This is a genomic window from Streptomyces sp. NPDC053673 (assembly GCF_055585225.1).
The window spans coordinates 22,223-42,717 of the sequence record NZ_JBVJKN010000022.1; the positions used below are offsets into that span (position 1 = coordinate 22,223).

A 20,495-nucleotide genomic window follows, 5' to 3' on the forward strand; every position below is an offset into this window, starting at 1 on the left:
GCTCCATCGGGGAGAAGGTGACTACCCCGAGCCAGCACGGGGCCGGCGGTCTCATGGTGAAGTGCCGCCAGGTCACGCTTTCACGAGTTCTTTCCTGATCAGGCTCTCGGCGGTTGCGACGATGGCGGCCTCGGGACTGTTGCGGGGCTGCCATCCCAGTACGCGGTGGGCCTTTGCGCTGGTCATCTTCCTGGCGAAGCCGAGATCGGGCACGACCGTACGGAGCTCCTTGTTGAAGAGGGAAACAATGCGTATCACGGCATTGGGGATGGACCGGGCCGGCACGTGCTTGGCTGCGTCTCCGAGGTTGGTTCTGAGGATGGCGCCGATCTGTTTCATCGAGATCGCTGGTCCGCCGGCGGTGAGGAAGCGCTGACCAGCAGCTTCAGGGGTGGTCATGGCCAGCAGGTGCGCGCTTGCCACATCGCGTACGTCGACGATCGGGATCCACAGATCGGGATAGCCAGGCATCGCCCCGTCGAGGCTTCGCTGGATGAGGTGGTTCGATCCGGAGATTGCCTTGCCCATCACGGGTCCCATGACTGCGACGGGAAGGATCGTGGTGAGTTCCGTCGAACCGCCCTCGGCGTCGATGAAATCCCACGCGGCGCGCTCGGAGAGCGTCTTGCTCTTGGTGTACGCGGTGGCACCTGGCCCGTCGAGGACGCTCCAGTCCTCCTCGGTGAACTGGTGGTCGGTGTGCGGGTACCCGTAGGCGACCGCGTGGAACGCAGAGGTGAGGACAACCCGTTTGACACCGGCATCGCGTGCTGCGCGCAGCACGCGCAGAGTGCCTTCACGCGCCGGAACGATGACATCGTCCTCGTTCTCGACATGCTCCACGTGCACGGGAGAGGCCACATGCAGGACAAAGTCGCAACCGGCGACGGCATCAGCCCACCCTGCGTCACGGGTGAGGTCCGCTGTCACGAAACTCAACGCGCCGGCGTTCACCATCCCGGCATCGCTGAGCTGCGTCCGGACCTCGGACTCGCGCCGGAGGGTGCGCACGGTCGTGCGCACCCGGTATCCCTGCTCCAGCAGTTGGAGAATGCAGTGTCCGGCGATGAAGCCGGACCCGCCGGTGACGAGGACGTGAGGCCGCGGCGCGGTCATGTCTGCACCTCCGGGGGCGATGTGGTGATCATCTGTCTTCCTTCCTTGCTCGCCCAGCTCACTGGGTCATTGACAACTGTTCGGGCCATCAAGCAGCCCGGAGCGGAGCCCGCCCGCTGGAGGGCCGGGCGGCTTCGGGCCTTGCCGCGCTGACACCGCCGCCGGTTCGGTGCTGCGGACGTGCTGGGTAAGGAAAAGGGCTGCGCGCTCCAGTGCCTCGTCGGCCTCGTCGAGAACGCCGGCGAAGGACTGGAACACGTGGGGCACGTCGGCGGTGATGTCGAGGATCACACTCACGCCGGCGGTGCGAGCGCGGGCGGCCATGCGGGTCGAGTCGTCCAGGAGGACCTCGTTCGTGCCCGCCTGGAGGAGCATCGGCGGGAAGCCGGTCGGGTCGGCGGACAGGGCCGGGCTCACCATCGGCTGGCGTGGGTCCTGACCCGCGAGGTACAGGGGCGCGATGGTTTTCTTGAGGTACTCGCGGGTGAAGATCGGGTCGATACCCGCCTTGGTGTCCATGCTCTCGCCCGACCCAGTGGCGTCCAGGGAGGGCGAGAAGGCCACGATCGCGGCGGGCAGCGGGAGCCCTGCGCCGCGGGCGGCGAGGCAGGTGGTGACGGTGAGGGCGCCGCCGGCGGAGTCCCCGGCGAACGCGATGGCCGAAGGGTCCTGCCCGCTGTCGAGGAGGGCGCGGTAGGCGCTCAGCGCGTCGTCGATCGCGGCCGGGAACGGGTGCTCGGGGGCAAGCCGGTAGTCCAGCGAGTACGACGTGAACCCGGTTTTGGCCACGACGTGTCCCGTCATTGACAGCGCGGTCTCCGGGGAGCCGGCCACCCAGCCGCCGCCGTGGAAGTACAGGATCGTCCCGCGGCGCGGGTTGTTGTCCGGCGCGACGTGCAGTGCGGGTCGGTCGCCGAGCGTCGTCCGCGTGGTGCGGATGCCGCCCGGCACGATCATCTGGGCCATCATCGACTTGAATCGGTCTCGGAACGCCTCGACCGACTGCGGGCCCCCGGGGCGGGGCTGCCTCAGCATCGCGTCGACCCGGACGCGCTGTTCCCTGCTCATGCGGATCGGTCCATTCGGCCGCCGGTCGTGGTGGCCGGGGTGCGGCTCTCGTGGAGCCAGGTCATTTCGTCCCGGTACTGGGCCTGGACGGCCTCTGGCCGGTCGTCGCCGAGGTGGTCGTCGCCGACCTGGTAGCCCTTGCGGTTCAGGTCCCAGGCCAGGCACCGGTAGGAGGGCCGGCAATCGGCCAGGACCTGCGGGTCGATGTCCAGACGGGTGTTGGGCAGGGCCGGGGTGAGGGAGTCCTTCTCGTAGATCGACGTGATCCGCACGATGCGCCACACCCCGTCAGCCCCGTACCGGGCCCGGTACTGCGAGCGGCAGGCGGAAGCAATGTCGGCCTCGACCCCGTCGACATCGATACGACGCTCGATGACCAGCGGCAGCTCCACCAGCGCGCGGTCCTGATCGATGCGCACGGTTGGCGGGCCCAGGCGGTGGACCGCAAGGTCGCCGCGGCCGGCCATGTCCCGGGTCGCCCGGACGAAGCCGGTGCCACTGCCGGAGAACCAGCTCATGTTCACGACCGAGTCCTCGGCGAAGCAGGCCGCCATCTCCTCGTACCAGCCGCGATCCCGGCTCTGCCGCTCACGCAGTACCAGCTGCGCGAGTTCTTCTGCGCTCATGACGGGCCTTTTTGTCCTTTGCCGACGGGTGACGTGAAGAGGGATTTCAGGGGTTGAGCCGGCCCAACAGGTCGGGCAGCCCGCGGGCGCCGGTGAATCCCCGTGCGGTGACAGCGGCGGAGTCGATACCCGCCTCGCCCATGGCCTGGTCGAACAGCTCCATGTCCAGCGCTTCGACGGCGGAGAGGTGCTCGACGGTGTCGCGGGTGACCATGGTGTTCAGCAGGGTCAGGGCGGCGCTGGAGGCGCTGCCCAGTTTCAGCACCTCGACCAGCTGGGGCACGTTCAGCTTCAGCTGGGTGGCCAGGTCGACGATGTCCACGACGGCGGCCTGGTTCAGCATCAGCAGCGCGTTGTTGAACAGCTTCGCCGTCTGCCCGGCCCCTGCGGCGCCGAGGTGGACGACGTGGCGGGAGAAGGAGGTGAAGACCTTCTCGCACCGCTCGGCCACCGGCTGCGGTCCGCCGACCAAGGTGGTCAGCCGGTGCTCTTCAGCGGCCGGCCGGCCGCCGCTGACCGGGGCGTCCAGGACCTCGACGCCGGCCGTGGCGCACACCTCGGTGAGCCGCACGGCGGCGCTGGGCAGGCCCGTACCGTGATTGACGACGACCGCCCCCGGACGCAGCCCGTCCAGCAACTGCTCGGCCACCCGCAGAACGTCGTCGTCCGTGCCGACGCACAGGGCGACGATGTCGCTCGCGGTGGCCAGGTCCTTGATGTTGTTGTGGCGGACGTGCGGCACACCGCTCAGCCCGTCCAGGGAAACGGGCCGCCGGGCCCAGGCGTGCAGGGGGAAACCGGCTTCGGCGATGGCCCTCGCCATGGGCAGGCCCTGGTCGCCCAGTCCGATCCAGCCCACTGCGGGGGCGGCAGATGTTTCTGTCGCTGTCATGCCTCCACGATGGGCACAGAACACAGGGACAGGCAGTAGCCCCGCCTTCATAGGACTGCCAGTACCAGGCGCGCCTTTTGGCACATAGGCAAGACTGTTCGGTATGGCAACGACAGAACTCGGCGCAGCCCTGCGGCGATGGCGTGACCAGGTCTCACCCGAGACGGCGGGCCTTCTCGCAGGCAGCCACCGCCGCGCCGCGGGGCTGCGGCGCGAAGAGCTTGCCCAGCTGGCCGGTATCTCCGTCGACTACGTCACCCGTCTCGAACAGGGCCGGGCCACCAGCCCCTCCGCGCAGGTCGTCGAAGCCCTCGCCCGGGCCCTGCGGCTCACCAGCAGCGGGCGCGCCCATCTCTTCCAGCTCGCCGGTCTCGTTCCCCCGGGCCCGGAGAAGGTCCCGGCGTACATCACGCCCAACGTCCAGCGGATGCTGGACCGGCTCACCGGCACACCCGTCGTGGTCTTCGACGCCGCATGGACCCAGCTGCTCGCCAACCCCCTGTACACGGCGCTGATGGGGGAATGGCACGGCAACGACCTCAACGCCGTGTGGCGCAACTTCCTCGGCACCGGCACCCGCGTACGTCACACCCCCGAATCCCGGGGCGCACTACGTGCCGCGCAGGTCGCCGACCTGCGCAGAACAGCAGGCCGCTACCCGGCCGATCAGCAACTGCAGCACCTCATCTCCCAACTGCGTATCAAAAGCGCCGAGTTCGACGCACTCTGGGAATCCGGTGCCGTCGGCCAGCACCAGTCCGCCCGCAAGACCATCGACCACCCCCACGTCGGCGCTCTCACGCTGGACTGCGACGTTCTCGTCGTCGCCGGCAACGACCTGCGCATCATGATGTACACAGCCGAACCCGGCAGCCAGGACGCCGAACGCCTCGCGCTCCTCGCCGTCATAGGCACCCAGGCACTCACCGGATAGCCGACAATCCGTCGGCCATTACTCATGCGGAGCCTCACCCTGGCGAGAACGCACGAGCTGCCGACGCCTCAACCGTCGGCGGCGAGGCGGCCCAGCCACTCCCTCAGCAGATGTTGCTCCGCGCTGCTGAGGGTCGTCTGTTCGGGCAGCGCTGCGCGCAAGGCGCGGGCGGCACCCGCCGGGCCCGCGTCCTGCACGGACGGCCGTTGATTGGTTACGGCGGCGACCATGGACTCCCGCAGAGTGGTCAGAAGGGCCGGGTTGCGCCGGTGCTCCGGCAGGGACAGCCAGGTGAGCACTGCGCCGCGCGCTGTGGCATGGATGATCTGGGCCGCGAGTTCCTCGTCGACGCGGAGCCAGCCGCCGGCGGCGAGGCGCCGGATACGGCCCATCAGGATCTCCACGCCAGCCTTGAAGGCGGCCGAGGTGGCCCTCGTGGGCTCGCTGTACATCAGTGTGTACAGCGCGGGATTGGCCAGGCCGAACTCAACCGCGACATCCCAGCCGGCTCTCAGGTCCTCGACGGGGTCCCGCGGGTCGGGGTCGACGTGCTTGGTGGCGAGAAACGCGGCGAAGCCGTGCTCGGCCACCGCGTCGAGCAGCCCGTCCTTGTCGCCGAACAGCCGGTAGATGGCCGGCGGCTGCAGGCCCGCCGTTTCAGCGACCGCGCGGGTGGTGACCGCGTCGCGACCCCCTCGCGTCAGCAGGTCGATGGCGGCCTCGATGACCCGCTGTCGGGCCTGTTCGCGACCGATGGCCGCAGCGTCGGAAGCGCTGCTCCCGCTAGGTGGACGTGGTGACATGTATCAACGATACCGCATTAGTGGTTCCATCGTTAGTATCGATGATACGCTTGGAATGATTCCACTGGAAACTGGGCGCAGAGGAGCATCGCATGTCCGACCGACTGCGGATCATTGCACTGGAAGAGCACGTCGTCCTGCCCGCGATCATGGAGGCGTGGTCGCGGTCCGGGGTGGCGGAGCTGCCGAACCTGGGGTTCGGCGACAGCCCCGTCGCCCAGCGACTGCGTGACACCGCGGAGACGAGGCTTGCGCACATGGACGACCAGGGAGTCGACGTGGCGGTGCTGTCGATCTCGTCACCGGGCGTGCAGAACCTGCCCGCCTCGGATGCGGTCGCCGCGGCCCGCGACACCAACGACCAGCTCGCGGAGATTGTGGCCGCCAACCCCGACCGGTTCCAGGCGTTCGCGGCGATCCCGACACAGTCACCGTCGGCCGCGGCCGCGGAGCTGGAGCGGGCGGTCACCGAGCTGGGCTTCCCGGGCGCCATGCTCTACGGGCGCACCGGATCCAAGCTCGCCGACGACCCCGAGTACGACGACCTGTACGCCGCTGCGGAGCGGCTGCAGGTCCCCCTCCACTTCCATCCGCAGATGCCTGTGCAGGCGGTGATGGACGCCTACTACTCCGACATCGGCCCCATCGGGACCGCGCTGGCAGGGCCCGCGATCGGCTGGTACTACGACCTGGGCGTGCAGTACCTACGGATGATCTTCTCCGGTGTCTTCGACCGGTACCCCGATCTCCAGGTGATCGCCGGCCACTGGGGAGAGGTCGTGCTCTTCTATCTCGACCACACCGGGTTCTTCGCCGACGCCGGTGGCCTGGCTCGCCCGCTCGCCGACTACTTCAGGCAGAACTTCTGGGTCGCCGGCAGCGGCACCGTCAGCCCCCGCTACCTCCGCTGGACAGCCGAAGTCGTGGGGACCGAACGGATGCTGTACTCCACTGACTACCCCTTCACCTATGGGTTCCGCCCCGGTGGCTTCCCCTTCGTGGACACCAGCGCCGGCGTCGCCCGGTCCTTCCTGGAGGACGCCCCCTTCACCGACGAGCAGAAGGCCGACATCGCGCACCGTAACTGGGAACACCTCACGTCCCGCGCCACAAACCACACCCGGCCACCTGGGCCAGGCCTGTCACACGTCTGACCAGGCCCTGCCATCACGAGGACCACCGCACCTGTCGACCAGGCAGCGGTGAGCAACGGCGTCCTCGCCGAAGCGGGATCAGCTGTTGGGCATCTTCGCTCGCCAGCCGCGCCGGCGAATCCGCCGCCTTCGACCCGACACTGACCAACCCTGCTCGGTCGTGAGCCCATCGCCCTGGGCTCACTGCTGCGCGAGCATCTGTGCGGAGAAGGAGCCGCCGTGGACAGAGGCCGTCATGGTCGACACCAGCGGCTCCCTGGAGGCTGCGGTCTTCCAGGCACTGGCTGCCGTACGCCCGTACGGCACCGGCCAAGCCCCGGTCTTCCGCCAGCCCTACATGGAGCCGGGCTAAGGCGGAAGTCGGACCGTCGTTGTCCTTCAACCGGGGTCAAGCGGCTCTCTGAAGGCTGGCCCTTGTTGTCTGCGAGTCTTCGAGATCCATCGACCGGGCGCCACGGCGTGGAAGCCCCTGCGGTGAACCAATCCGGTCACGGCACAGGGCACAGATCAGGCCTTCTTGACCACACTGGACTTGAGCTGCATGGCTCCGAAACCGTCGATCTTGCAGTCGATGTCGTGGCCGTCGACTCCGTCGACCAGCCGGATGTTGCGCACCTTGGTGCCGGCCTTGATTCCCGAGGGGCTCCCCTTGACCTTGAGCGCCTTGACCACAACCACGGAGTCGCCGTCCTGCAGCACATTGCCGACGGCGTCCTTGACGACCCGCTCGCCGGCGGCGTCGCCGCCCTCCGCACCGCTCTCGGCGGGAACCCATTCGTGGCCGCACTCCGGGCACACCACGAGGGCGTTCATCTCATAGGTGTACTCACAGGAGCACTTCGGGCAGGGCGGAAGAATCTCATTCATCCCATCAGGATATCCGGCCTCAGCCTCACCCCAACGGACTCCTGGTCGAGGTCATCGACTTCGGCGCGGTCGAGGCCGCCGCCCCGGTCGTGAAGGCGCTCAAGGGGCTGCCGGACCTGATCGGCCGGAAGAAGGTCGGTGCGGAGGAGGTTGCCTCCGACCTGGTGACCGGCTCCTGGCGGCGGCCGGTGTTCGCCAACCCCAGCCTGCCGCACGGCGTGGTCGACAAGGCCATCACCGAGGCCCGCCACCGCCTCGCCCGGAAGATCTTCTTCGGGCAGCGCGGCGAACTGCGCCAGCACTACCTCGAGGGCATGGAGGACCAGATCGGCGCCCTCGGTCCGGCGCTCAACGCCGTGGTGCTGTTCAACAGCCTCTACATCGACGCCGCCGTCAAGCAGCTGGCCGCCGACGGCTTCCCCGTCACCGGCGAGCTGCTTGCCCGGCTCTCCCCGCTCCAGTACGACCACATCAACTTCCTGGGCCCGTACGCCGTCACGCGGCCGCCGGCGCCGGGCCTGCGGCAACTGCGCGACCCGTACAGCGACGACGAGACGGACGACGGCGAGGACAGGTAGCCGCGGGCCCGTACCGGTGAACAGCGGTCCGGCCCGGAGCCACCACCTGCGCCCCCGGGCCGGACCGTTCTGTGCGAGCGAGGCTCAGTCGGTGGGCAGGATGCGCAGGTGCGGCCGTTCCTGAGTCAACGCCGGTGGGCAGGCAAGGGGCGGAGCGGGATCAGAAGAGTTCGACGGCCGAGCCGACGTGCACCGACCGCCTGCCGTCCGTCTGACAAACCACCATCGCGAGCAGGCCCGGTCGACGACCGGGCCTGCTCGTACGAGATGCAACTACCGCATACAGAACGGCGATTCTGCTAGTGTCCTCCACAAGAAGAATGTGGATTCCTTTTGTGGGAGGTGTTGTGCCTCGGCTCACCGACGCGCGCAAGGAGCTCCGGCGTACTCAGATCGCCGAGGCCGCCGTCCGTTGTTTCAGCCGCAACGGGCTGGAGCGGACCTCGATCGCCGACATCACCGCCGAGTCCGGCCTCTCGGCCGGCTCGATCTATGCGCACTACCGCAACAAAGCCGACCTGGTCCGGGCCGCCGCCCGCGAGGTGCTCGCCAAGCGCGCCGACGTCCTCGGCGAGTACGCCGCGGCCGACGCCCCACCCGGCCCCGACGAACTGCTCTCTCGCCTGATCGCCGCGATCGACCCCGCCGAGGCCCGGGTCGGCGTGCAGACCTGGGGTGAGGCGACCACCGACCCGGCCATCCACGGCATCGTCGTCGACATGACCGACCGGATGCGCGCAATGCTGCGCGACTGCGTCACGGCGTGGCTGGTCAAGGTCGAGCACCACGAGCTGGCCGAGGCCCGGGAGCGCGCCGTCCCGATTGCCCACCGGGTCTTGGCGCTCTACCAGGCCGAACTGCTGTACACCGCCTTGCGAACACCGACCGAGGAGACAGCGTCATGACCACCGCGACTGCTTCGTTCGCCGCCCGCACCGTTCTCAGGATCGGCTACGGCGCGTTGCAGCTCGAGCGTCTGCACGACTGCCGCGGCGAGGCCGTCGCGCTGCTGCGCCGCGCGGTCGAGCTGGGCGTCGACCACGTGGACACCGCCCAGTTCTACGGCTTCGGTTTCGCCAACGGCGTGATCCGCGAGGTGCTGCGCCCCCAGGACGGCGTCCTGGTCGTCACGAAGGTCGGCGCCGACCCCGACCCGGGAGGGCAGCTGCCGTTGCGTCTGGCGCAGCGGCCCGAGCAGCTGCGCGCAAGCGTCGAGGACAACCTGCGCAGCCTCGGCGTCGACCAGCTCGCGGTCGTCAACCTGCGCCGCCTCGACTCCGGCCCCGGGCTGCGTCCCGAGGGCGACCAGGTCGTCGACCTCGACGACCAGCTAGCGGTGATGACCGCCCTGCGCGACGAAGGCAAGATCGGCGCGATCGGTCTGAGCAGCATCACCGTCGACGTCCTGCGCCGCGCCCTGCCGGCCGGCATCGTCTGCGTGCAGAACGCCTACAGTCTCGTCTCCCGCGATGACGAGGACATGCTGCAGCTGTGCGTGGCCGAGGGCATCGCCTGGGTGCCGTTCTTCCCGCTCGGCGGGGCCTTCCCCGGCCTGCCCAAGGTCACCGACGAGCCGACGGTGCTCGCCGTGGCCGAGTCCCTGGGCGTCACGCCCTCCCAGGTCGGCCTCGCCTGGCTGCTGCACCACGCCCCGAACGTGCTGCTCATCCCCGGTACCGCCAACGCCGCCCACTTGGAGGCCAACATGGCGGTCAGCGAGATCACCTTCGACGCCGTGACCCGCGCCACCCTCGATGCCATCGAGTCCCGCTCCAACGAAGTCCCGATCGGCTGACTGGAACCAACGCGGCCCGGGCCGCGACCACACCCCACGCCGGACACCCTGACGAACCGCCAGGCCACGCCGGGAAACCCCGCTCTACCAGGCTCCAAGGACGGATCATGAAGGCCATCATCTACCGCGACAACGGCGCCCCCGACGTTCTCCAGTTAGTCGACCGTGACCTGCCGGCGCCCGGCCCCGGCGAGGTTCGCGTCCGGGTCGCCGTGTCCGGGGTCAACCCGACCGACTGGCAGGCGCGCTCCGGCGCCGGCCACCCCAAGCACTTCTCCGAGATCACCCCGCACCTCGACGGCGCCGGCACGATCGATGCTATCGGTGAGGGGGTCGACCAGAGCCGGGTCGGTCAGCGGGTCTGGCTGTTCATGGCCGCCGCCGGGCGGCCCACCGGCACCGCCGCCGAGTTCACCGTCGTGCCCGCCGAACAGGCCGTGCCGCTGCCCGATGAGGCCGGCTTCGACGTCGGCGCCGCACTCGGAGTCCCCGCGTTGACCGCGCACCGCGCGCTCACCGTCGCCGAGGACGGGCCGCGTCGGCTGCGGCCCGGGGCACTCGACGGGAAGGTAGTGCTCGCCGCGGGCGGGGCCGGAGCGGTCGGGCACGCGGTGATCCAGCTCGCCCGATGGGCCGGCGCTACCGTAATCAGCACGATCAGCAGCCCGGAGAAAGCCCGGCTGGCCACCTCCGCCGGAGCCCACCACGTGATCAACTACCGCGAGGGCGACCCGGCCGCCGAGATCCGCAAGATCGCCCCGGACGGCGTCGACATCGTCGCAGAGGTGGCGCTGGGCACGAACCTCGCACTGGACCTGGCCGTGCTGCGAACCCGCGGCACGATCTCGACCTACGCCAACGACGGTGGCAAGCCGGTCGAACTGAACGTGCTGCAGAACATGGTGCTGAACACGCGCCTCCAGTTCCTGGTGCTCTACACGGCCGGTCCGGAGGCACGCGCCGCGGCCGCCCAGGACGTCGCCGCCGCAGTACGCGACGACGCGCTGCCAGTCGGCGAGGAGCACGGCCTGCCCCTGATCCGCTTTTCCCTCGACCGCACCGCCGACGCGCACCGAGCGGTCGAGAGCCACGCGGTCGGCAAAGTCCTGGTGGACGTCAGGTCCTGACGTCCAGTCGGAGGCGCAGCGCGCCCGCGCCCTGCTCCTGGAACTGGAGCGCCTCCACAACCACGTCGCCGGCCTCGGCATGCTCCGCAACGTCGGTCACTCCGTCCTCAACGCCCACGCCAGCACGTACGCGAACAACTCCTGCGCCTCAATGCTCCTGGTAGCGGGCAATGTCCGCCGGATCCGACACTCGCGTCGCGATCCCGGTGACGACCACGCTCCAGCCCGTGCGGGAGGCGGGGTCGAGCTCATCGGCCTCGTACGCCACGACCTCCGGCGCCATGGTGCTGCCCAGCAGCATGGACCCCTCATGCGTGCGGATCACGATGCTCCCGTCGTCCACGAGATGGTTGACCGGCCGGATGGCCGGCAGCGCCCGGTCGGAGAAGGCGACACGCCCCACAGACACACTCCCCAGCAGATCCAGGGCCTCTTCCCGGCTCAGTTGCACCATACGGGCACCGGGCCGCAGGCCGGAGGTCACGGCCGACCTCCGTCCATTGGCATCCGCCGCGCGCCCGCGGGCCAGAGCACATCGACCTCGATACGACGCCCGCATGCGAAGGCCACCATATGGGCCGTCACATCACGGCCTCTCGACGCCGAGCCGTCCCACACCGCCAGAACCCGCGTACATGTTTGGAGCAGCTTCTCGTCCGCGCCGATGCACGAAGCGCGGCTGGCCGGGTCGTACTCCAGCAAACGCGCCTGATCCGACAGGAGCAGAAGCTCCCCAGCCGCCCTTCGATCCCCCTCCCGAAGGGGAACCGGAAAGCGCGCCTTCGCGGGCAGAACGGTCACCAGAGCCAGTCCGGCTGCCCGAGCTGCCCAAGCTGCCCGCCCGAACGCGACCGGAAGCCCTCGACCAGCCCGCACCACCCTGGCCCTCCCCGCCTGCGCGAATCGGGACAGCCGCGACCTCAGCTCGGCCTCAAGCACCGCCAGCGTCAGCGCCGTGAGATCAGGATGACCCACCACCGCGATCACCTACGCTGCCCCCTACTCTTCTGTACTGGCGCCCCTGCCACCCCTGCGGGCAGGACTATGGACGACTGCACGCGAGAACCAACGAAGCGCGACCCCCACAGCCCACTGCGCTGATGGTCCCAACCGCGGGCGCCGCGGTCGAGGGCCGCACGGCCCATCACCGGGGACCATGCGCCCCATGCGCAAGGCGCCCCGCAGGCTGGTCAGCGCACTACTTCTGTGCGTGCTCACCGACGTAGAACAGCAGCCGCACGAAGCCGGCAAACAGATGCGTCGCGAAGACATACACGAAGACGCGCAGCATCACGCCACGCTCCTTCCACCGCTCCACATCCTTCTGCTCGCGCCCTTCGCGTGCCGCCTGTTCCGTCATGTCCTCACTCACAGCCATACCTCTCGTCGGACCTCTGCGAAGGAATCTGGAACCGCACAAGCATCACCTCGCCGTCACGGCCCACAGCGGGCTCCGCGCTCACATATCCGTCGTAGTCGGCAGCCAGCTCAGCCACCACACGCAAGCCCTGGCCCGGCCCGTCCCGTTCCAGGCACGGCAGGCGAGGATCGGCGTCGGCGACGCCGATCACCAGCTGCCCTGCGCCGGTTGTGATCCCGAGTCGGTCACCGGAGTGTGCGCAGCGTGCCGCATCACGTTGGTGACCAGCTCGCCGACCACCAGCAGCACCGCATCAGCGAACGCCGTCCGTGTCGGGATGCCGGCCTCCGACAGGCTCTCGGTCACGGCCCTTCAATCCTGTCCCCTGGGCGCGCTGCGACTACAGCTTGCGGCACTCGACTGAGCTGGAGCGACCAGCTCGGCCGGGCAGAGAGAAGGGAACCAGTCACACGTCGCCTGCTGTACGGTGGCTCATAGGGTGCCGGCCGGCTCCTTGGACACCAGGCCGTCCAGAGCGGCGCCCGGGAATCCGGCCGCCGACACGACGGCTTCGACCGGTCGACGCCCGTCGAACCCGGAGTGGGCCCGCCAGTCGTCACGTGCGCGGGGGGCCGTTGCGGAATCGAGTAGCCAGGTGACGGCTCCGCACACCCGGTGTAACTGGATGCGGGACATGAAGCGGCGACGGCTGAGTTCGCTCCTGTGACGCGGCCAGGGGGAAAGTCGTCGGCCCTCAGTCCGGGGATCCATCAGAAGGCGGCCACCACAGGGGGACGCGGTCCATGACGAATCCCCCAAGCGCGCCACCTGGTCCTTGAGATGCGGCTATTCGGCTTTGCCGAAGTCCCGGATCTCCTGGGCCTCCTGCGCCGACAGTTCGCGAGGGACCTCGCCACGGCCGAGTTTCGCGCTTTGGACGTGGTGGCGGATGTCGTCGACGATCTCGGGGTTGGCCAGGGTGGTGACGTCGCCGACGTCGGCGAAGTTGGAGATCCCGGCGATCACCCGGCGCATGATCTTCCCCGAGCGGGTCTTGGGCATGTCGGGAACGATCCACACGTTCCGCGGCCGGGCGATCTTCCCGATCTCCCGCTCGATGGCGGCCGCCACCTTGTGCTCGATCTCCGGGTTCGGCGCGAGGCCGGGGTTGAGCGCGACGTACATCTCCACGACCCGCCCACGCATCTCGTCCATGACCGGGACAGCGGCGGCCTCGGCGACCTCCTCGGCGGTGAGGGCCGCCGATTCGAGCTCCTTGGTGCCGAGCCGGTGGCCGGCGACGTTGATCACGTCGTCGATGCGGCCGAGGATCCGGAAGTAGCCGTCGGCCGCCTGGACGGCGCCGTCGCCGCACAGAAACGGCCAGTCGTGCCAGTCCGTGCTGTCCGGGTCCTTGCAGTAGCGGCGGTAGTAGATGTCCACGAAGCGGTCGGGCTGGCCCCAGACGGTCTGCAGGACGCCGGGCCAGGGGTTGCGGATGCAGATGTTGCCGGCTTTGCCGCTGCCGGCCTCTACGACGTTGCCGTCCTCGTCGTAGATCACCGGGTAGATCCCCAGCACCCCCGGGCCGCAGCTGCCGGGCTTCATCGGCTGCAGGGCGGGCAGCGTGCTGCCGAGGAAGCCACCGGTCTCGGTCATCCACCAGGTGTCGACGACGGCTGCCTCGCCCTTGCCGACTTCGTTGTGGTACCAGCGCCACACCTCGGGCTCGATGGGTTCGCCCACCGTGGTCATGTGCTTGAGGTGATAGTCGTATTTCGAGGGCTCCTGCGGGCCGACCTTGCGCAGCATCCGGATGGTGGTGGGTGCTGTGTGGAAGATGTTCACCCCGAGCCGTTCGGCGATGCGCCAGCAGCGGCCGGCGTCCGGGTAGGTGGGCACGCCCTCGTACAGCACGCTGCTCGTGCCGAGCAGAAGCGGGCCGTAAACGATGTACGAGTGTCCGGTGATCCATCCGATGTCGGCGGCGCACCAGTAGGTGTCCTCAGGGTGGATGTCCTGGTAGTACTTCGAGGTGCCTGCGACGTACGCGAGGTAGCCGCCGGTGGAGTGCTGGCAGCCCTTGGGGCGGCCGGTGGTGCCGCTGGTGTACATCAGGAACAGCGGCGCCTCGGCGGGCATCGAGACGGGCTCGACGCTGTGGCCGCGGTAGTCGGCCAGGATCTCGTCGACGAAGAAGTCGCGGCCTTCGACCATCGGACTCTTCGACGCGTACTGGCCGTGGTGGCGCCGCCAGACCAGTACCTTGTCGACCTCCTGGCCGAGCCGGTGGGCGGCCGCCACCGCTTCGTCCGCCTTGGCTTTGTGGTCGACCAGGGTGCCGCCGCGGTAGTAGCCGTCCATGGTCACCAGGACCCGGCTACCGGAGTCGGCGATCCGGTCGCCGCAGGCCGTGCCGCTGAACCCGCCGAACACCTCGGAGTGGATGACGCCCAGCCGGGCGCAGGCCAGCATGGAGACCGGCAGCTCCGGGACCATCGGCAGGTGGAAGGTGACCCGGTCGCCAGCGTCCACGCCGCAGAAGCCGCGCAGCAGGGCGGCGAATTCGTTGACCTGCCGGTACAGCTCCTGGTACGTGATCGTCCGGGTGTCCTGCTCCTCGGGCTCGGGCACCCAGATGAAGGCGGCCTTGTTCCGGCTGGTGGCCAGGTGCCGGTCGACGCAGTTGTAGCAGGCGTTCAGGCGGCCGCCGACGAACCACTTCCAGAACGGCGGTCGGCTGGTGTCCAGCGTCGTATGCCAGTACCTCTCCCAGGTGAGCAGGTCGGCGTACTCCCGGAAGCACTCGGGAAAATGCTCCTCGCCGAAACGCTCGATGATGGCCGGGTCGCCAGCGTTCGCCTGGGCGACGAACGCGGCCGGCGGCCGGTAGTAGTCCTCTTCGCGCCAGTGGACAGCGATCTGTGCCTCGGAAAGCTGCGGCTGTGGTTCTGCTGCCATGGGTTCGACCTCCCACTGGAATGGCCGCGGCGGCGGGGCGCCGGCCCGGCCGTTAACCGTCCGCGAGCAGTCCCGCGCAGCCGCAGAATTCGTGCAGCGCGGCCCCACAGTCGCACTGGCGGGCGAACGCCGCGACATCGCCCCGGTCCAGGGAGTCCCAGCACAGCTCGTCGGTCAGCGCCATCGCGCGAACCAGTACGGGTCCGAGTGCGGCAGGCGACGTGGCCTCGGCCTCGCGGCGCAGCCGCGCTGCCTCGCGCAGGTGTGTTTGATCGGTGGCTGCGCTCTGCAGCTGGGCAAGGAGTACCGATGTCTCGCCGATGAGGTACTGCTGCGTCATGGCGACCGCCGCCCCGCGATTGGCTCTTCGTGCACCGGCTGCGATGCACCTCCGAAGAGTCTTCAGCGTATCGCCGGGGGCACTTCCGGGCCATGACAGCCGCGGGCGGACGTTGCTGTTCAACGGCGCCCTCGCTCCGGCGCCCGATGCCCTGGCCCACTCCTGCGGCGACACACCCGGCTGCGGGTCAGCCCGCGGCGGGGCCGCGCTCACCACGGACGGTCTGGGTGACGCGCCACAGCCGCTGCGGCAGGCCGCCCTCCTCGAAGGCCTGGACCTCGTGAAGGCTCCATCCCGCGGCGAGTGCGTCGACCAGACCGTGTGGGAAGAGTGGAGGGCGCAACCGCCGAGGCGTCCGCGAGCGGCAGCGGCTCGCGCACGCCGTGCACCGCTGTGGTGACCCGCTCGGACACGCCTTGGACACTGGCGGCCTCGGGCGGTTACTTCAGGCCGACCGGGCTGAAGTCGGTGGCCACCACGGTGAAGCCCTCGCGGGCGAAGTACAGCGCGTCACGGCCGTGCCCGGCTCCAGCACCTCCCGGGCACCGGCGGTGCGGAAGACTGTGGCGGCGTGGACGGCAGGCTCGGACGGCTCCTCGCCGTACATACCGGGATGCTCGCCGTAGGTCTGCTGCCGACACTTCCTCCACCCCCTGGCTGATCGAGCTGGTGCCATCCGGATGCCTGCACGTCTCCCAGCTCGTCACCCACACCTTCGGCCTCAGCAGACGGAGATGCCTACGAGGTCTTCTCCCAGGGCGCCAACACTGGTGCCCTCAAGGTCGTACTGCACCGCGAGTGACGCGCCCAGGCCCAGGCCCGAGCGCCCTCGGCAAGTTGTGCCGGCTGATCGGTTTCTGCTGGCTGTGACGATCCCCCTGGAAGCCAGGCCCGCTACGGGAACGGGGCTGGTCGGCCCTTCGATCTGCACCGATCGGCCCTGCTTCTCGCCTACGAGTAGTGGTGCTATGGAACTGAGCCGAGGGCACCCCGGCAGACACGGGGAAGCGGAGAGTGGCAGCCCTCGGCTCGACGATGCCGGGAGCCTGCCGCCACCCGACCGGGCTGGACCACCGGGTCTTCCGTGCCGAGAGACCCCACCCGTCAGATGCGCTGTTGTGCACCCTCACAGCCCCGTCTCGAAACCGGATGGGCCAGTCGCAATGCGGCACGGGGCAGGCTCGGCAACTCTGGAGGCAGAGGCAGGCGTCGGGAGGAGCCGCCCCATGCACTGGGAGACGATCCACAAGGACACCTCACCGGGCGTCACACCGAATCTCGCCGACTACGACCAGGTCCGTTCGGAGGAGCACCCGGCGGTCGCGGAGGCCGGCGTGATCGGACGGCCGGACCCCGTCGCAGGGAACATCGTCAAGGCGTTCGTGTCGCTGCAGCCCGGCACGGAACCGACGCCCGTGCTGGAACGTGAGCTGCTCGCCCGCGGCATCCCGGCGGACGCCGTCATGGCCGAGATGTACGGCAAGACGACCGGCTGCAGCGGGGGCCGGGGCGGTTCCATGCACCTGTGCGACGCGAGCCGCCGCTTCTACGGCGGCAACGCCATCGTCGCCGGCGGTCTTCCCCTGGCCGCCGGTCTCGCCCTCGCCGACCGGATGCGCGAGCAGCCCCGCGTCACCTGCTGCTTCTTCGGCGACGGAGCCTTCGCCGAGGGCGAGTTCCACGAGACGGCGAACCTCGCAGCCCTGTGGAATCTGTCGCTGCTGCTCATCTGCGAGAACAACCTCTACGCCATGGGCACAGCTATGGAGCGCCACGAGGCACAAACCGACCTGGCCATGCGCGCCGCCTCGTACGGCATGGTCGCCTGGGCCGTGGAGGGCATGGACGTCGAAGCCGTCGAACAGGCCGCCCGCCGAGCCGCCGAAAGCATCCGGGCAGGAGCCGGACCACACTTCCTGGAGGCGCGCACCTACCGCTTCCGCGCCCACTCCATGTACGACCCCGACCGCTACCGGGACAAAGCAGAGGTCGAACAGTGGAAAGGCCGGGACCCGATCAACCGGCTCATCGAGCACATGCGCACGAACGGCGAGCTGGACGACAAAGAGCTCGCCCGGATCGAGCAGCAGGTCACGGGGGAAATCGACCGCGCCGTCGAAGCAGCTGAGCAGGCACCCGAAGAGCCGATCGAGAACCTGCTCCACCATGTCACCAGTGCTTCGGCGGAGGTGAGCTGACCATGGGCACCGCCCAGCCGGAGGAGAGGAAGACCACCTACCGGGAAGCGATACGTGAGGCCCTGCGGGAGGCACTGCACTCCGACGACCGCGTCTTCCTCATGGGCGAGGACGTGGGCAGGATCCTCAGCTTCGTCGAGATCCTCAGCGAACGGACCGGTGTCCGCATCGACGATGAGGACACACCGCGACTTACCACGTTGTCCGACAGCGCCGACTTCCTCGCCGGCCGTACAGAGTGAGGAGGGCCCACGATGACTGAGAACGTCGCCCCGAACGAGCACGAAAGGTTGCGCGTCCTTGAGTCCCAGGTGCAGGTTCTGGCCCAGGCCGTCCGAGCACTTGCCGAAGGGCTGGAGGAAATCCCCTCGGAGGACACGGAGATGGAGAAGCAGGCCGCCCGCGGCGCACGGCTGGCGCACGAACTCCTCCTCTCTCAAGGACTTTAGGAGTCGGCTGATGAGGGTCTCCGAGCCAATGAGTTCTCCGGCGGTGTCCGTTCCGACGCGGACGCCGCTGGGACAGGTGGCCAGTCAAATGGCTGACCACGGGGTCGGCTCCGTGATGGTCACGGAGGGCGGGACACTCCGCGGCATTGTCACCGACCGCGACCTCGCGGTGCGCGCGCTGGCAACGGGTCTGGACGCGGACGAGATGGTGGATACGGTGATGACCTCGCCCGTGATCACAGTGGACGTGACCGACGACATCCACAAGGCCTACCGGGTGTTCCGCAGATCCGGGTTCCGTCGCCTGCCCGTACTGGACGGACACCGGGTCGTGGGCGTCCTGACCGTGGACGACATGCTCATAGACGTGTTCCAGCGGTTGGCCGACCTGCTGGGCCCGGTCGCCTGGAGCGTCATGGAGGAACCTCCCGGGCCGCCCACTCGAGACACGCCCTCTCACAGTTGCGTCCGGCAGCGGTTACGTAGCGACGCCGGGATTCACCGAGGGCACAGCGCAGAGGCCGGGCGCCACCGCCACCGCCACTGCCACCGAGGACCCGAACGCGCTGGAAAGGGCCCACGGCGACCGAGACGCCCACTCGCCCGGGACCTCCCAGGGTGCGCAGCCGTCGTCTGCCTCCCTCCGGCGGGCTGTTTCGCCCGACCTGGCTTTCCAAGATCGTCCCATCGTCCCTTTTCGGGTTACCCCGGCGACGCCCCCGCGGTACCCGTACCCGGCTCGGGGCGGCCGAGCCAGGAGACGAACAGCCCATCGGGATCCCAGGTGGCGCGGAGGTCGTCGAGGCGTCGGAGGTTCTCGTCGGTCACGAAGCGGTGGGGCGGTTAATCGGGTTCTCGTCGGCCAGCTGGATGCCGCTGGAGTACGGTTCCCAGGCACGCATGTGGTCCGTCACCCAGTCCGTGTACCGCTGAGCGCCGGCCGGATCGATCCAGGCCGCGTACAGCCCGTAGTACAGCTCGTCCTCCACCGAGTAGGCCATCGACGGGCGTTCGGGCTGTCCCTCGCATCCTCCCCAGTTGCAGACCACCATGTGCGCCGGTGCGGGGCCAGGTCTTCAGCATGGTCTCGAATTTGGGCCACAGGGCGTCGAAGAAGGCGTGGGTCCACATGTTGTCGGCGAGATAGCGCTTGGTCTCGTCGTAGTGCGGATCGGTGCCGAGCCGGCTCAGGGTGCCGGTGTCCGACACCTCGTTGAGCCGTGTGGTGAGCACTTGCGCGCGTGCCGGGCAGGACTCGTAGATCGACAGCTGCTCCTTGGCCTCCTCCTCGGTGTCGGTTGAGGCGGTGGCGTTGAGGGAGATGAGCGGCTCGTCGTTCGTCATCGGGTCGCGGTAGCACATGTGGTTGATCTCTGTGGGCGTCCGGCGGCCGATCTCGTGCACGTAGCCGTAGACGTCCCGCGCGGCCGAGGCGGGCCAGAAGTAGCCGCTGTTCATCGTGATCCGCTTGCGCGGGTAGAGCTTGACGTGGAACCGGGTGACGACGGCGAAGAAACCGGGGCCCGCGCCGCGGGCGGCCCAGAGCAGGTCGGCGTTCCGGGTTTCGTCGGTGTGGATCCGCTCGCCGTCGGCGGTGACCGCGTCGATGCCGGTGACCGACATGCAGGCCGGACCGTACACCCGGCCGGCCCAGACGGCCTGCAGTCGAAGACGGGCCGGGCCCGAAGGCTCGACCCGACCCGACAGAAGTTCCCAGTCAGCTGCTCCCGGGCCCCTCAACCGTTCAGCCGCAGGGTCCACACCACCGTCATCTCGCCCGTGACGGCCCCATCCTCGCGCTGTATGGCGATCCCGACCGGGAACTCCGGCCGCCCGCCCGCGTCGAGTTCCGCAATGACCTCGGCCGCCGGGCGGCCCAGGGTCGCCGTGGCCGTCACCGGCCCCATGGCCAGCTTCTTGTAGTCGATTTCGGCCCGCACCGCGAGCGGCACCGCGCGAGAGAGCTGGTCGCCGAAGGCTGTGAGAACGATGGCACCGCTGGCGGATTCAGCCAACGTGAACATGGCGCCCGCGTGGGGTCCGCCAAGGTGATTGTGGTAGTCCGGCTGGTCCGGGAGCCGGAGCACGGCGCGCTCGGGGGTCACCTCGATGAACTCGAGATTCAAAGTGCGCACCATCGGGACCGCGGTGGCCAGCATTTCGCCCATCGAGGCGCTGTCAACTGTCATGAGTTCTATATTACCGGCGAGTAGCAACGCTGACCACC

25 protein-coding genes and 1 pseudogene are annotated in these 20,495 nt (G+C 69.0%); 10 read left to right on the forward strand and 16 right to left on the reverse strand.

What is annotated here, in order from left to right; genetic code table 11:
• Positions 1 to 72: 72 nt before the first annotated feature.
• The 4 genes from ACZ6ZQ_RS26710 to ACZ6ZQ_RS26725 all read right to left on the reverse strand — a co-directional run bounded on the left by ACZ6ZQ_RS26710 (position 73) and on the right by ACZ6ZQ_RS26725 (position 3,702).
• Positions 73 to 1,116: an SDR family oxidoreductase gene (locus ACZ6ZQ_RS26710; protein WP_469771045.1), complete on the reverse strand. Its 1,044-nt coding sequence runs from the start codon at positions 1,114 to 1,116 to the stop codon at positions 73 to 75.
• Positions 1,117 to 1,182: 66 nt separating this feature from the next.
• Complete coding sequence (locus tag ACZ6ZQ_RS26715; RefSeq protein ID WP_469771046.1) at positions 1,183 to 2,184, reverse strand: alpha/beta hydrolase; 1,002 nt, start codon at positions 2,182 to 2,184, stop codon at positions 1,183 to 1,185.
• Positions 2,181 to 2,810 carry a nuclear transport factor 2 family protein gene (locus ACZ6ZQ_RS26720; RefSeq protein WP_469771047.1) on the reverse strand — a complete coding sequence of 210 codons (630 nt, stop codon included), beginning with the start codon at positions 2,808 to 2,810 and terminating at the stop codon, positions 2,181 to 2,183. Before ACZ6ZQ_RS26720 ends, ACZ6ZQ_RS26715 begins: the two co-directional genes overlap by 4 nt.
• Before the next feature lie 46 nt (positions 2,811 to 2,856).
• Positions 2,857 to 3,702, reverse strand: coding sequence for an NAD(P)-dependent oxidoreductase (locus ACZ6ZQ_RS26725; RefSeq protein ID WP_469771048.1), 846 nt, complete (start codon positions 3,700 to 3,702; stop codon positions 2,857 to 2,859).
• 103 nt (positions 3,703 to 3,805) lie between these two features.
• On the opposite strand from ACZ6ZQ_RS26725, the gene ACZ6ZQ_RS26730 reads away from it, so the two are divergent.
• Positions 3,806 to 4,636, forward strand: a complete 831-nt coding sequence (locus ACZ6ZQ_RS26730; protein ID WP_469771049.1) for a helix-turn-helix transcriptional regulator — start codon at positions 3,806 to 3,808, stop codon at positions 4,634 to 4,636.
• Between the two features lie 68 nt (positions 4,637 to 4,704).
• On the opposite strand, the gene ACZ6ZQ_RS26735 is transcribed toward ACZ6ZQ_RS26730, so the two are convergent.
• Positions 4,705 to 5,439 carry a TetR/AcrR family transcriptional regulator gene (locus ACZ6ZQ_RS26735; protein WP_469771050.1) on the reverse strand — a complete coding sequence of 245 codons (735 nt, stop codon included), beginning with the start codon at positions 5,437 to 5,439 and terminating at the stop codon, positions 4,705 to 4,707.
• 92 nt (positions 5,440 to 5,531) lie between these two features.
• Here ACZ6ZQ_RS26735 and ACZ6ZQ_RS26740 point away from each other — a divergent pair, with 92 nt between their 5' ends.
• Positions 5,532 to 6,593, forward strand: coding sequence for an amidohydrolase family protein (locus ACZ6ZQ_RS26740; RefSeq protein ID WP_469771051.1), 1,062 nt, complete (start codon positions 5,532 to 5,534; stop codon positions 6,591 to 6,593).
• Between the two features lie 507 nt (positions 6,594 to 7,100).
• Here ACZ6ZQ_RS26740 and ACZ6ZQ_RS26745 read toward each other — a convergent pair.
• A complete protein-coding gene (locus tag ACZ6ZQ_RS26745; RefSeq protein ID WP_469771052.1) occupies positions 7,101 to 7,460 on the reverse strand; it encodes a zinc ribbon domain-containing protein YjdM in 360 nt (119 codons plus the stop codon).
• Between the two features lie 89 nt (positions 7,461 to 7,549).
• On the opposite strand from ACZ6ZQ_RS26745, the gene ACZ6ZQ_RS26750 reads away from it, so the two are divergent.
• From ACZ6ZQ_RS26750 to ACZ6ZQ_RS26765, 4 genes are all read left to right on the forward strand, one after another.
• A complete protein-coding gene (locus tag ACZ6ZQ_RS26750) occupies positions 7,550 to 8,038 on the forward strand; it encodes a Tn3 family transposase (protein ID WP_469771053.1) in 489 nt (162 codons plus the stop codon).
• 347 nt (positions 8,039 to 8,385) lie between these two features.
• On the forward strand, positions 8,386 to 8,943 hold the full coding sequence (locus ACZ6ZQ_RS26755) for a TetR/AcrR family transcriptional regulator (protein ID WP_469771054.1): 558 nt from the start codon (positions 8,386 to 8,388) through the stop codon (positions 8,941 to 8,943).
• Positions 8,940 to 9,833 (forward strand): aldo/keto reductase, encoded by an 894-nt coding sequence (locus ACZ6ZQ_RS26760; RefSeq protein ID WP_469771055.1) that lies wholly within the window; start codon positions 8,940 to 8,942, stop codon positions 9,831 to 9,833. Before ACZ6ZQ_RS26755 ends, ACZ6ZQ_RS26760 begins: the two co-directional genes overlap by 4 nt.
• A 107-nt stretch (positions 9,834 to 9,940) precedes the next feature.
• A complete protein-coding gene (locus ACZ6ZQ_RS26765) occupies positions 9,941 to 10,960 on the forward strand; it encodes an NADPH:quinone reductase (RefSeq protein WP_469771056.1) in 1,020 nt (339 codons plus the stop codon).
• A 148-nt stretch (positions 10,961 to 11,108) separates the two neighbouring features.
• On the opposite strand, the gene ACZ6ZQ_RS26770 is transcribed toward ACZ6ZQ_RS26765, so the two are convergent.
• The 7 genes from ACZ6ZQ_RS26770 to ACZ6ZQ_RS26800 all read right to left on the reverse strand — a co-directional run bounded on the left by ACZ6ZQ_RS26770 (position 11,109) and on the right by ACZ6ZQ_RS26800 (position 15,964).
• Positions 11,109 to 11,444, reverse strand: coding sequence for a pyridoxamine 5'-phosphate oxidase family protein (locus ACZ6ZQ_RS26770; RefSeq protein ID WP_469771057.1), 336 nt, complete (start codon positions 11,442 to 11,444; stop codon positions 11,109 to 11,111).
• Positions 11,441 to 11,947, reverse strand: a complete 507-nt coding sequence (locus tag ACZ6ZQ_RS26775; protein WP_469771058.1) for a hypothetical protein — start codon at positions 11,945 to 11,947, stop codon at positions 11,441 to 11,443. The genes ACZ6ZQ_RS26770 and ACZ6ZQ_RS26775 overlap by 4 nt, the downstream gene beginning before the upstream one ends.
• 211 nt (positions 11,948 to 12,158) lie before the next feature.
• Positions 12,159 to 12,320 (reverse strand): DUF6126 family protein, encoded by a 162-nt coding sequence (locus ACZ6ZQ_RS26780; protein WP_469771144.1) that lies wholly within the window; start codon positions 12,318 to 12,320, stop codon positions 12,159 to 12,161.
• Positions 12,321 to 12,527: 207 nt separating this feature from the next.
• Positions 12,528 to 12,686 (reverse strand): hypothetical protein, encoded by a 159-nt coding sequence (locus tag ACZ6ZQ_RS26785; RefSeq protein WP_469771059.1) that lies wholly within the window; start codon positions 12,684 to 12,686, stop codon positions 12,528 to 12,530.
• 480 nt (positions 12,687 to 13,166) lie between these two features.
• Entirely contained in the window at positions 13,167 to 15,281 is a 2,115-nt protein-coding gene (gene acs, locus ACZ6ZQ_RS26790) for an acetate--CoA ligase (RefSeq protein ID WP_469771060.1), read from the reverse strand.
• 52 nt (positions 15,282 to 15,333) lie between these two features.
• Positions 15,334 to 15,621 (reverse strand): hypothetical protein, encoded by a 288-nt coding sequence (locus tag ACZ6ZQ_RS26795; RefSeq protein WP_469771061.1) that lies wholly within the window; start codon positions 15,619 to 15,621, stop codon positions 15,334 to 15,336.
• Positions 15,622 to 15,808: 187 nt separating this feature from the next.
• A complete protein-coding gene (locus tag ACZ6ZQ_RS26800) occupies positions 15,809 to 15,964 on the reverse strand; it encodes a hypothetical protein (RefSeq protein WP_469771062.1) in 156 nt (51 codons plus the stop codon).
• Between the two features lie 883 nt (positions 15,965 to 16,847).
• Here ACZ6ZQ_RS26800 and ACZ6ZQ_RS26805 point away from each other — a divergent pair.
• The 4 genes and pseudogenes from ACZ6ZQ_RS26805 to ACZ6ZQ_RS26820 form a co-directional block, all read left to right on the forward strand.
• Complete coding sequence (locus tag ACZ6ZQ_RS26805; RefSeq protein WP_469771063.1) at positions 16,848 to 17,819, forward strand: thiamine pyrophosphate-dependent enzyme; 972 nt, start codon at positions 16,848 to 16,850, stop codon at positions 17,817 to 17,819.
• A gap of 2 nt (positions 17,820 to 17,821) precedes the next feature.
• Positions 17,822 to 18,061, forward strand: a complete 240-nt coding sequence (locus ACZ6ZQ_RS26810; protein ID WP_469771064.1) for an acyl carrier protein — start codon at positions 17,822 to 17,824, stop codon at positions 18,059 to 18,061.
• A 12-nt stretch (positions 18,062 to 18,073) separates the two neighbouring features.
• Positions 18,074 to 18,268, forward strand: a complete 195-nt coding sequence (locus tag ACZ6ZQ_RS26815) for a hypothetical protein (protein ID WP_469771065.1) — start codon at positions 18,074 to 18,076, stop codon at positions 18,266 to 18,268.
• Positions 18,269 to 18,296: 28 nt separating this feature from the next.
• Positions 18,297 to 18,617, forward strand: a pseudogene (locus ACZ6ZQ_RS26820) (CBS domain-containing protein); the annotation flags it as partial.
• 353 nt (positions 18,618 to 18,970) lie between these two features.
• On the opposite strand, the gene ACZ6ZQ_RS26825 reads toward ACZ6ZQ_RS26820, so the two are convergent.
• The 3 genes from ACZ6ZQ_RS26825 to ACZ6ZQ_RS26835 form a co-directional block, all read right to left on the reverse strand.
• Entirely contained in the window at positions 18,971 to 19,096 is a 126-nt protein-coding gene (locus tag ACZ6ZQ_RS26825) for a hypothetical protein (RefSeq protein WP_469771150.1), read from the reverse strand.
• Positions 19,097 to 19,111: 15 nt separating this feature from the next.
• Complete coding sequence (locus tag ACZ6ZQ_RS26830) at positions 19,112 to 19,891, reverse strand: hypothetical protein (RefSeq protein ID WP_469771066.1); 780 nt, start codon at positions 19,889 to 19,891, stop codon at positions 19,112 to 19,114.
• 113 nt (positions 19,892 to 20,004) lie between these two features.
• The gene (locus tag ACZ6ZQ_RS26835; RefSeq protein WP_469771067.1) at positions 20,005 to 20,457 is read right to left on the reverse strand and encodes a DUF4442 domain-containing protein; all 453 of its coding nucleotides are present in this window, start codon (positions 20,455 to 20,457) and stop codon (positions 20,005 to 20,007) included.
• Between the last annotated feature and the right edge of the window lie 38 nt (positions 20,458 to 20,495).

Coding starts and splice junctions, on each gene's coding strand:
- ACZ6ZQ_RS26710 (WP_469771045.1), bottom strand. CDS start 1,116: ATGACCGCGCCGCGGCCTCACGTCCTCGTCACCGGCGGGTCCGGCTTC.
- ACZ6ZQ_RS26715 (WP_469771046.1), bottom strand. CDS start 2,184: ATGAGCAGGGAACAGCGCGTCCGGGTCGACGCGATGCTGAGGCAGCCC.
- ACZ6ZQ_RS26720 (WP_469771047.1), bottom strand. CDS start 2,810: ATGAGCGCAGAAGAACTCGCGCAGCTGGTACTGCGTGAGCGGCAGAGC.
- ACZ6ZQ_RS26725 (WP_469771048.1), bottom strand. CDS start 3,702: ATGACAGCGACAGAAACATCTGCCGCCCCCGCAGTGGGCTGGATCGGA.
- ACZ6ZQ_RS26730 (WP_469771049.1), top strand. CDS start 3,806: ATGGCAACGACAGAACTCGGCGCAGCCCTGCGGCGATGGCGTGACCAG.
- ACZ6ZQ_RS26735 (WP_469771050.1), bottom strand. CDS start 5,439: ATGTCACCACGTCCACCTAGCGGGAGCAGCGCTTCCGACGCTGCGGCC.
- ACZ6ZQ_RS26740 (WP_469771051.1), top strand. CDS start 5,532: ATGTCCGACCGACTGCGGATCATTGCACTGGAAGAGCACGTCGTCCTG.
- ACZ6ZQ_RS26745 (WP_469771052.1), bottom strand. CDS start 7,460: ATGAATGAGATTCTTCCGCCCTGCCCGAAGTGCTCCTGTGAGTACACC.
- ACZ6ZQ_RS26760 (WP_469771055.1), top strand. CDS start 8,940: ATGACCACCGCGACTGCTTCGTTCGCCGCCCGCACCGTTCTCAGGATC.
- ACZ6ZQ_RS26765 (WP_469771056.1), top strand. CDS start 9,941: ATGAAGGCCATCATCTACCGCGACAACGGCGCCCCCGACGTTCTCCAG.
- ACZ6ZQ_RS26780 (WP_469771144.1), bottom strand. CDS start 12,320: ATGACGGAACAGGCGGCACGCGAAGGGCGCGAGCAGAAGGATGTGGAG.
- acs (WP_469771060.1), bottom strand. CDS start 15,281: ATGGCAGCAGAACCACAGCCGCAGCTTTCCGAGGCACAGATCGCTGTC.
- ACZ6ZQ_RS26795 (WP_469771061.1), bottom strand. CDS start 15,621: ATGACGCAGCAGTACCTCATCGGCGAGACATCGGTACTCCTTGCCCAG.
- ACZ6ZQ_RS26805 (WP_469771063.1), top strand. CDS start 16,848: ATGCACTGGGAGACGATCCACAAGGACACCTCACCGGGCGTCACACCG.
- ACZ6ZQ_RS26810 (WP_469771064.1), top strand. CDS start 17,822: ATGGGCACCGCCCAGCCGGAGGAGAGGAAGACCACCTACCGGGAAGCG.
- ACZ6ZQ_RS26815 (WP_469771065.1), top strand. CDS start 18,074: ATGACTGAGAACGTCGCCCCGAACGAGCACGAAAGGTTGCGCGTCCTT.
- ACZ6ZQ_RS26830 (WP_469771066.1), bottom strand. CDS start 19,891: ATGTCGGTCACCGGCATCGACGCGGTCACCGCCGACGGCGAGCGGATC.
- ACZ6ZQ_RS26835 (WP_469771067.1), bottom strand. CDS start 20,457: ATGACAGTTGACAGCGCCTCGATGGGCGAAATGCTGGCCACCGCGGTC.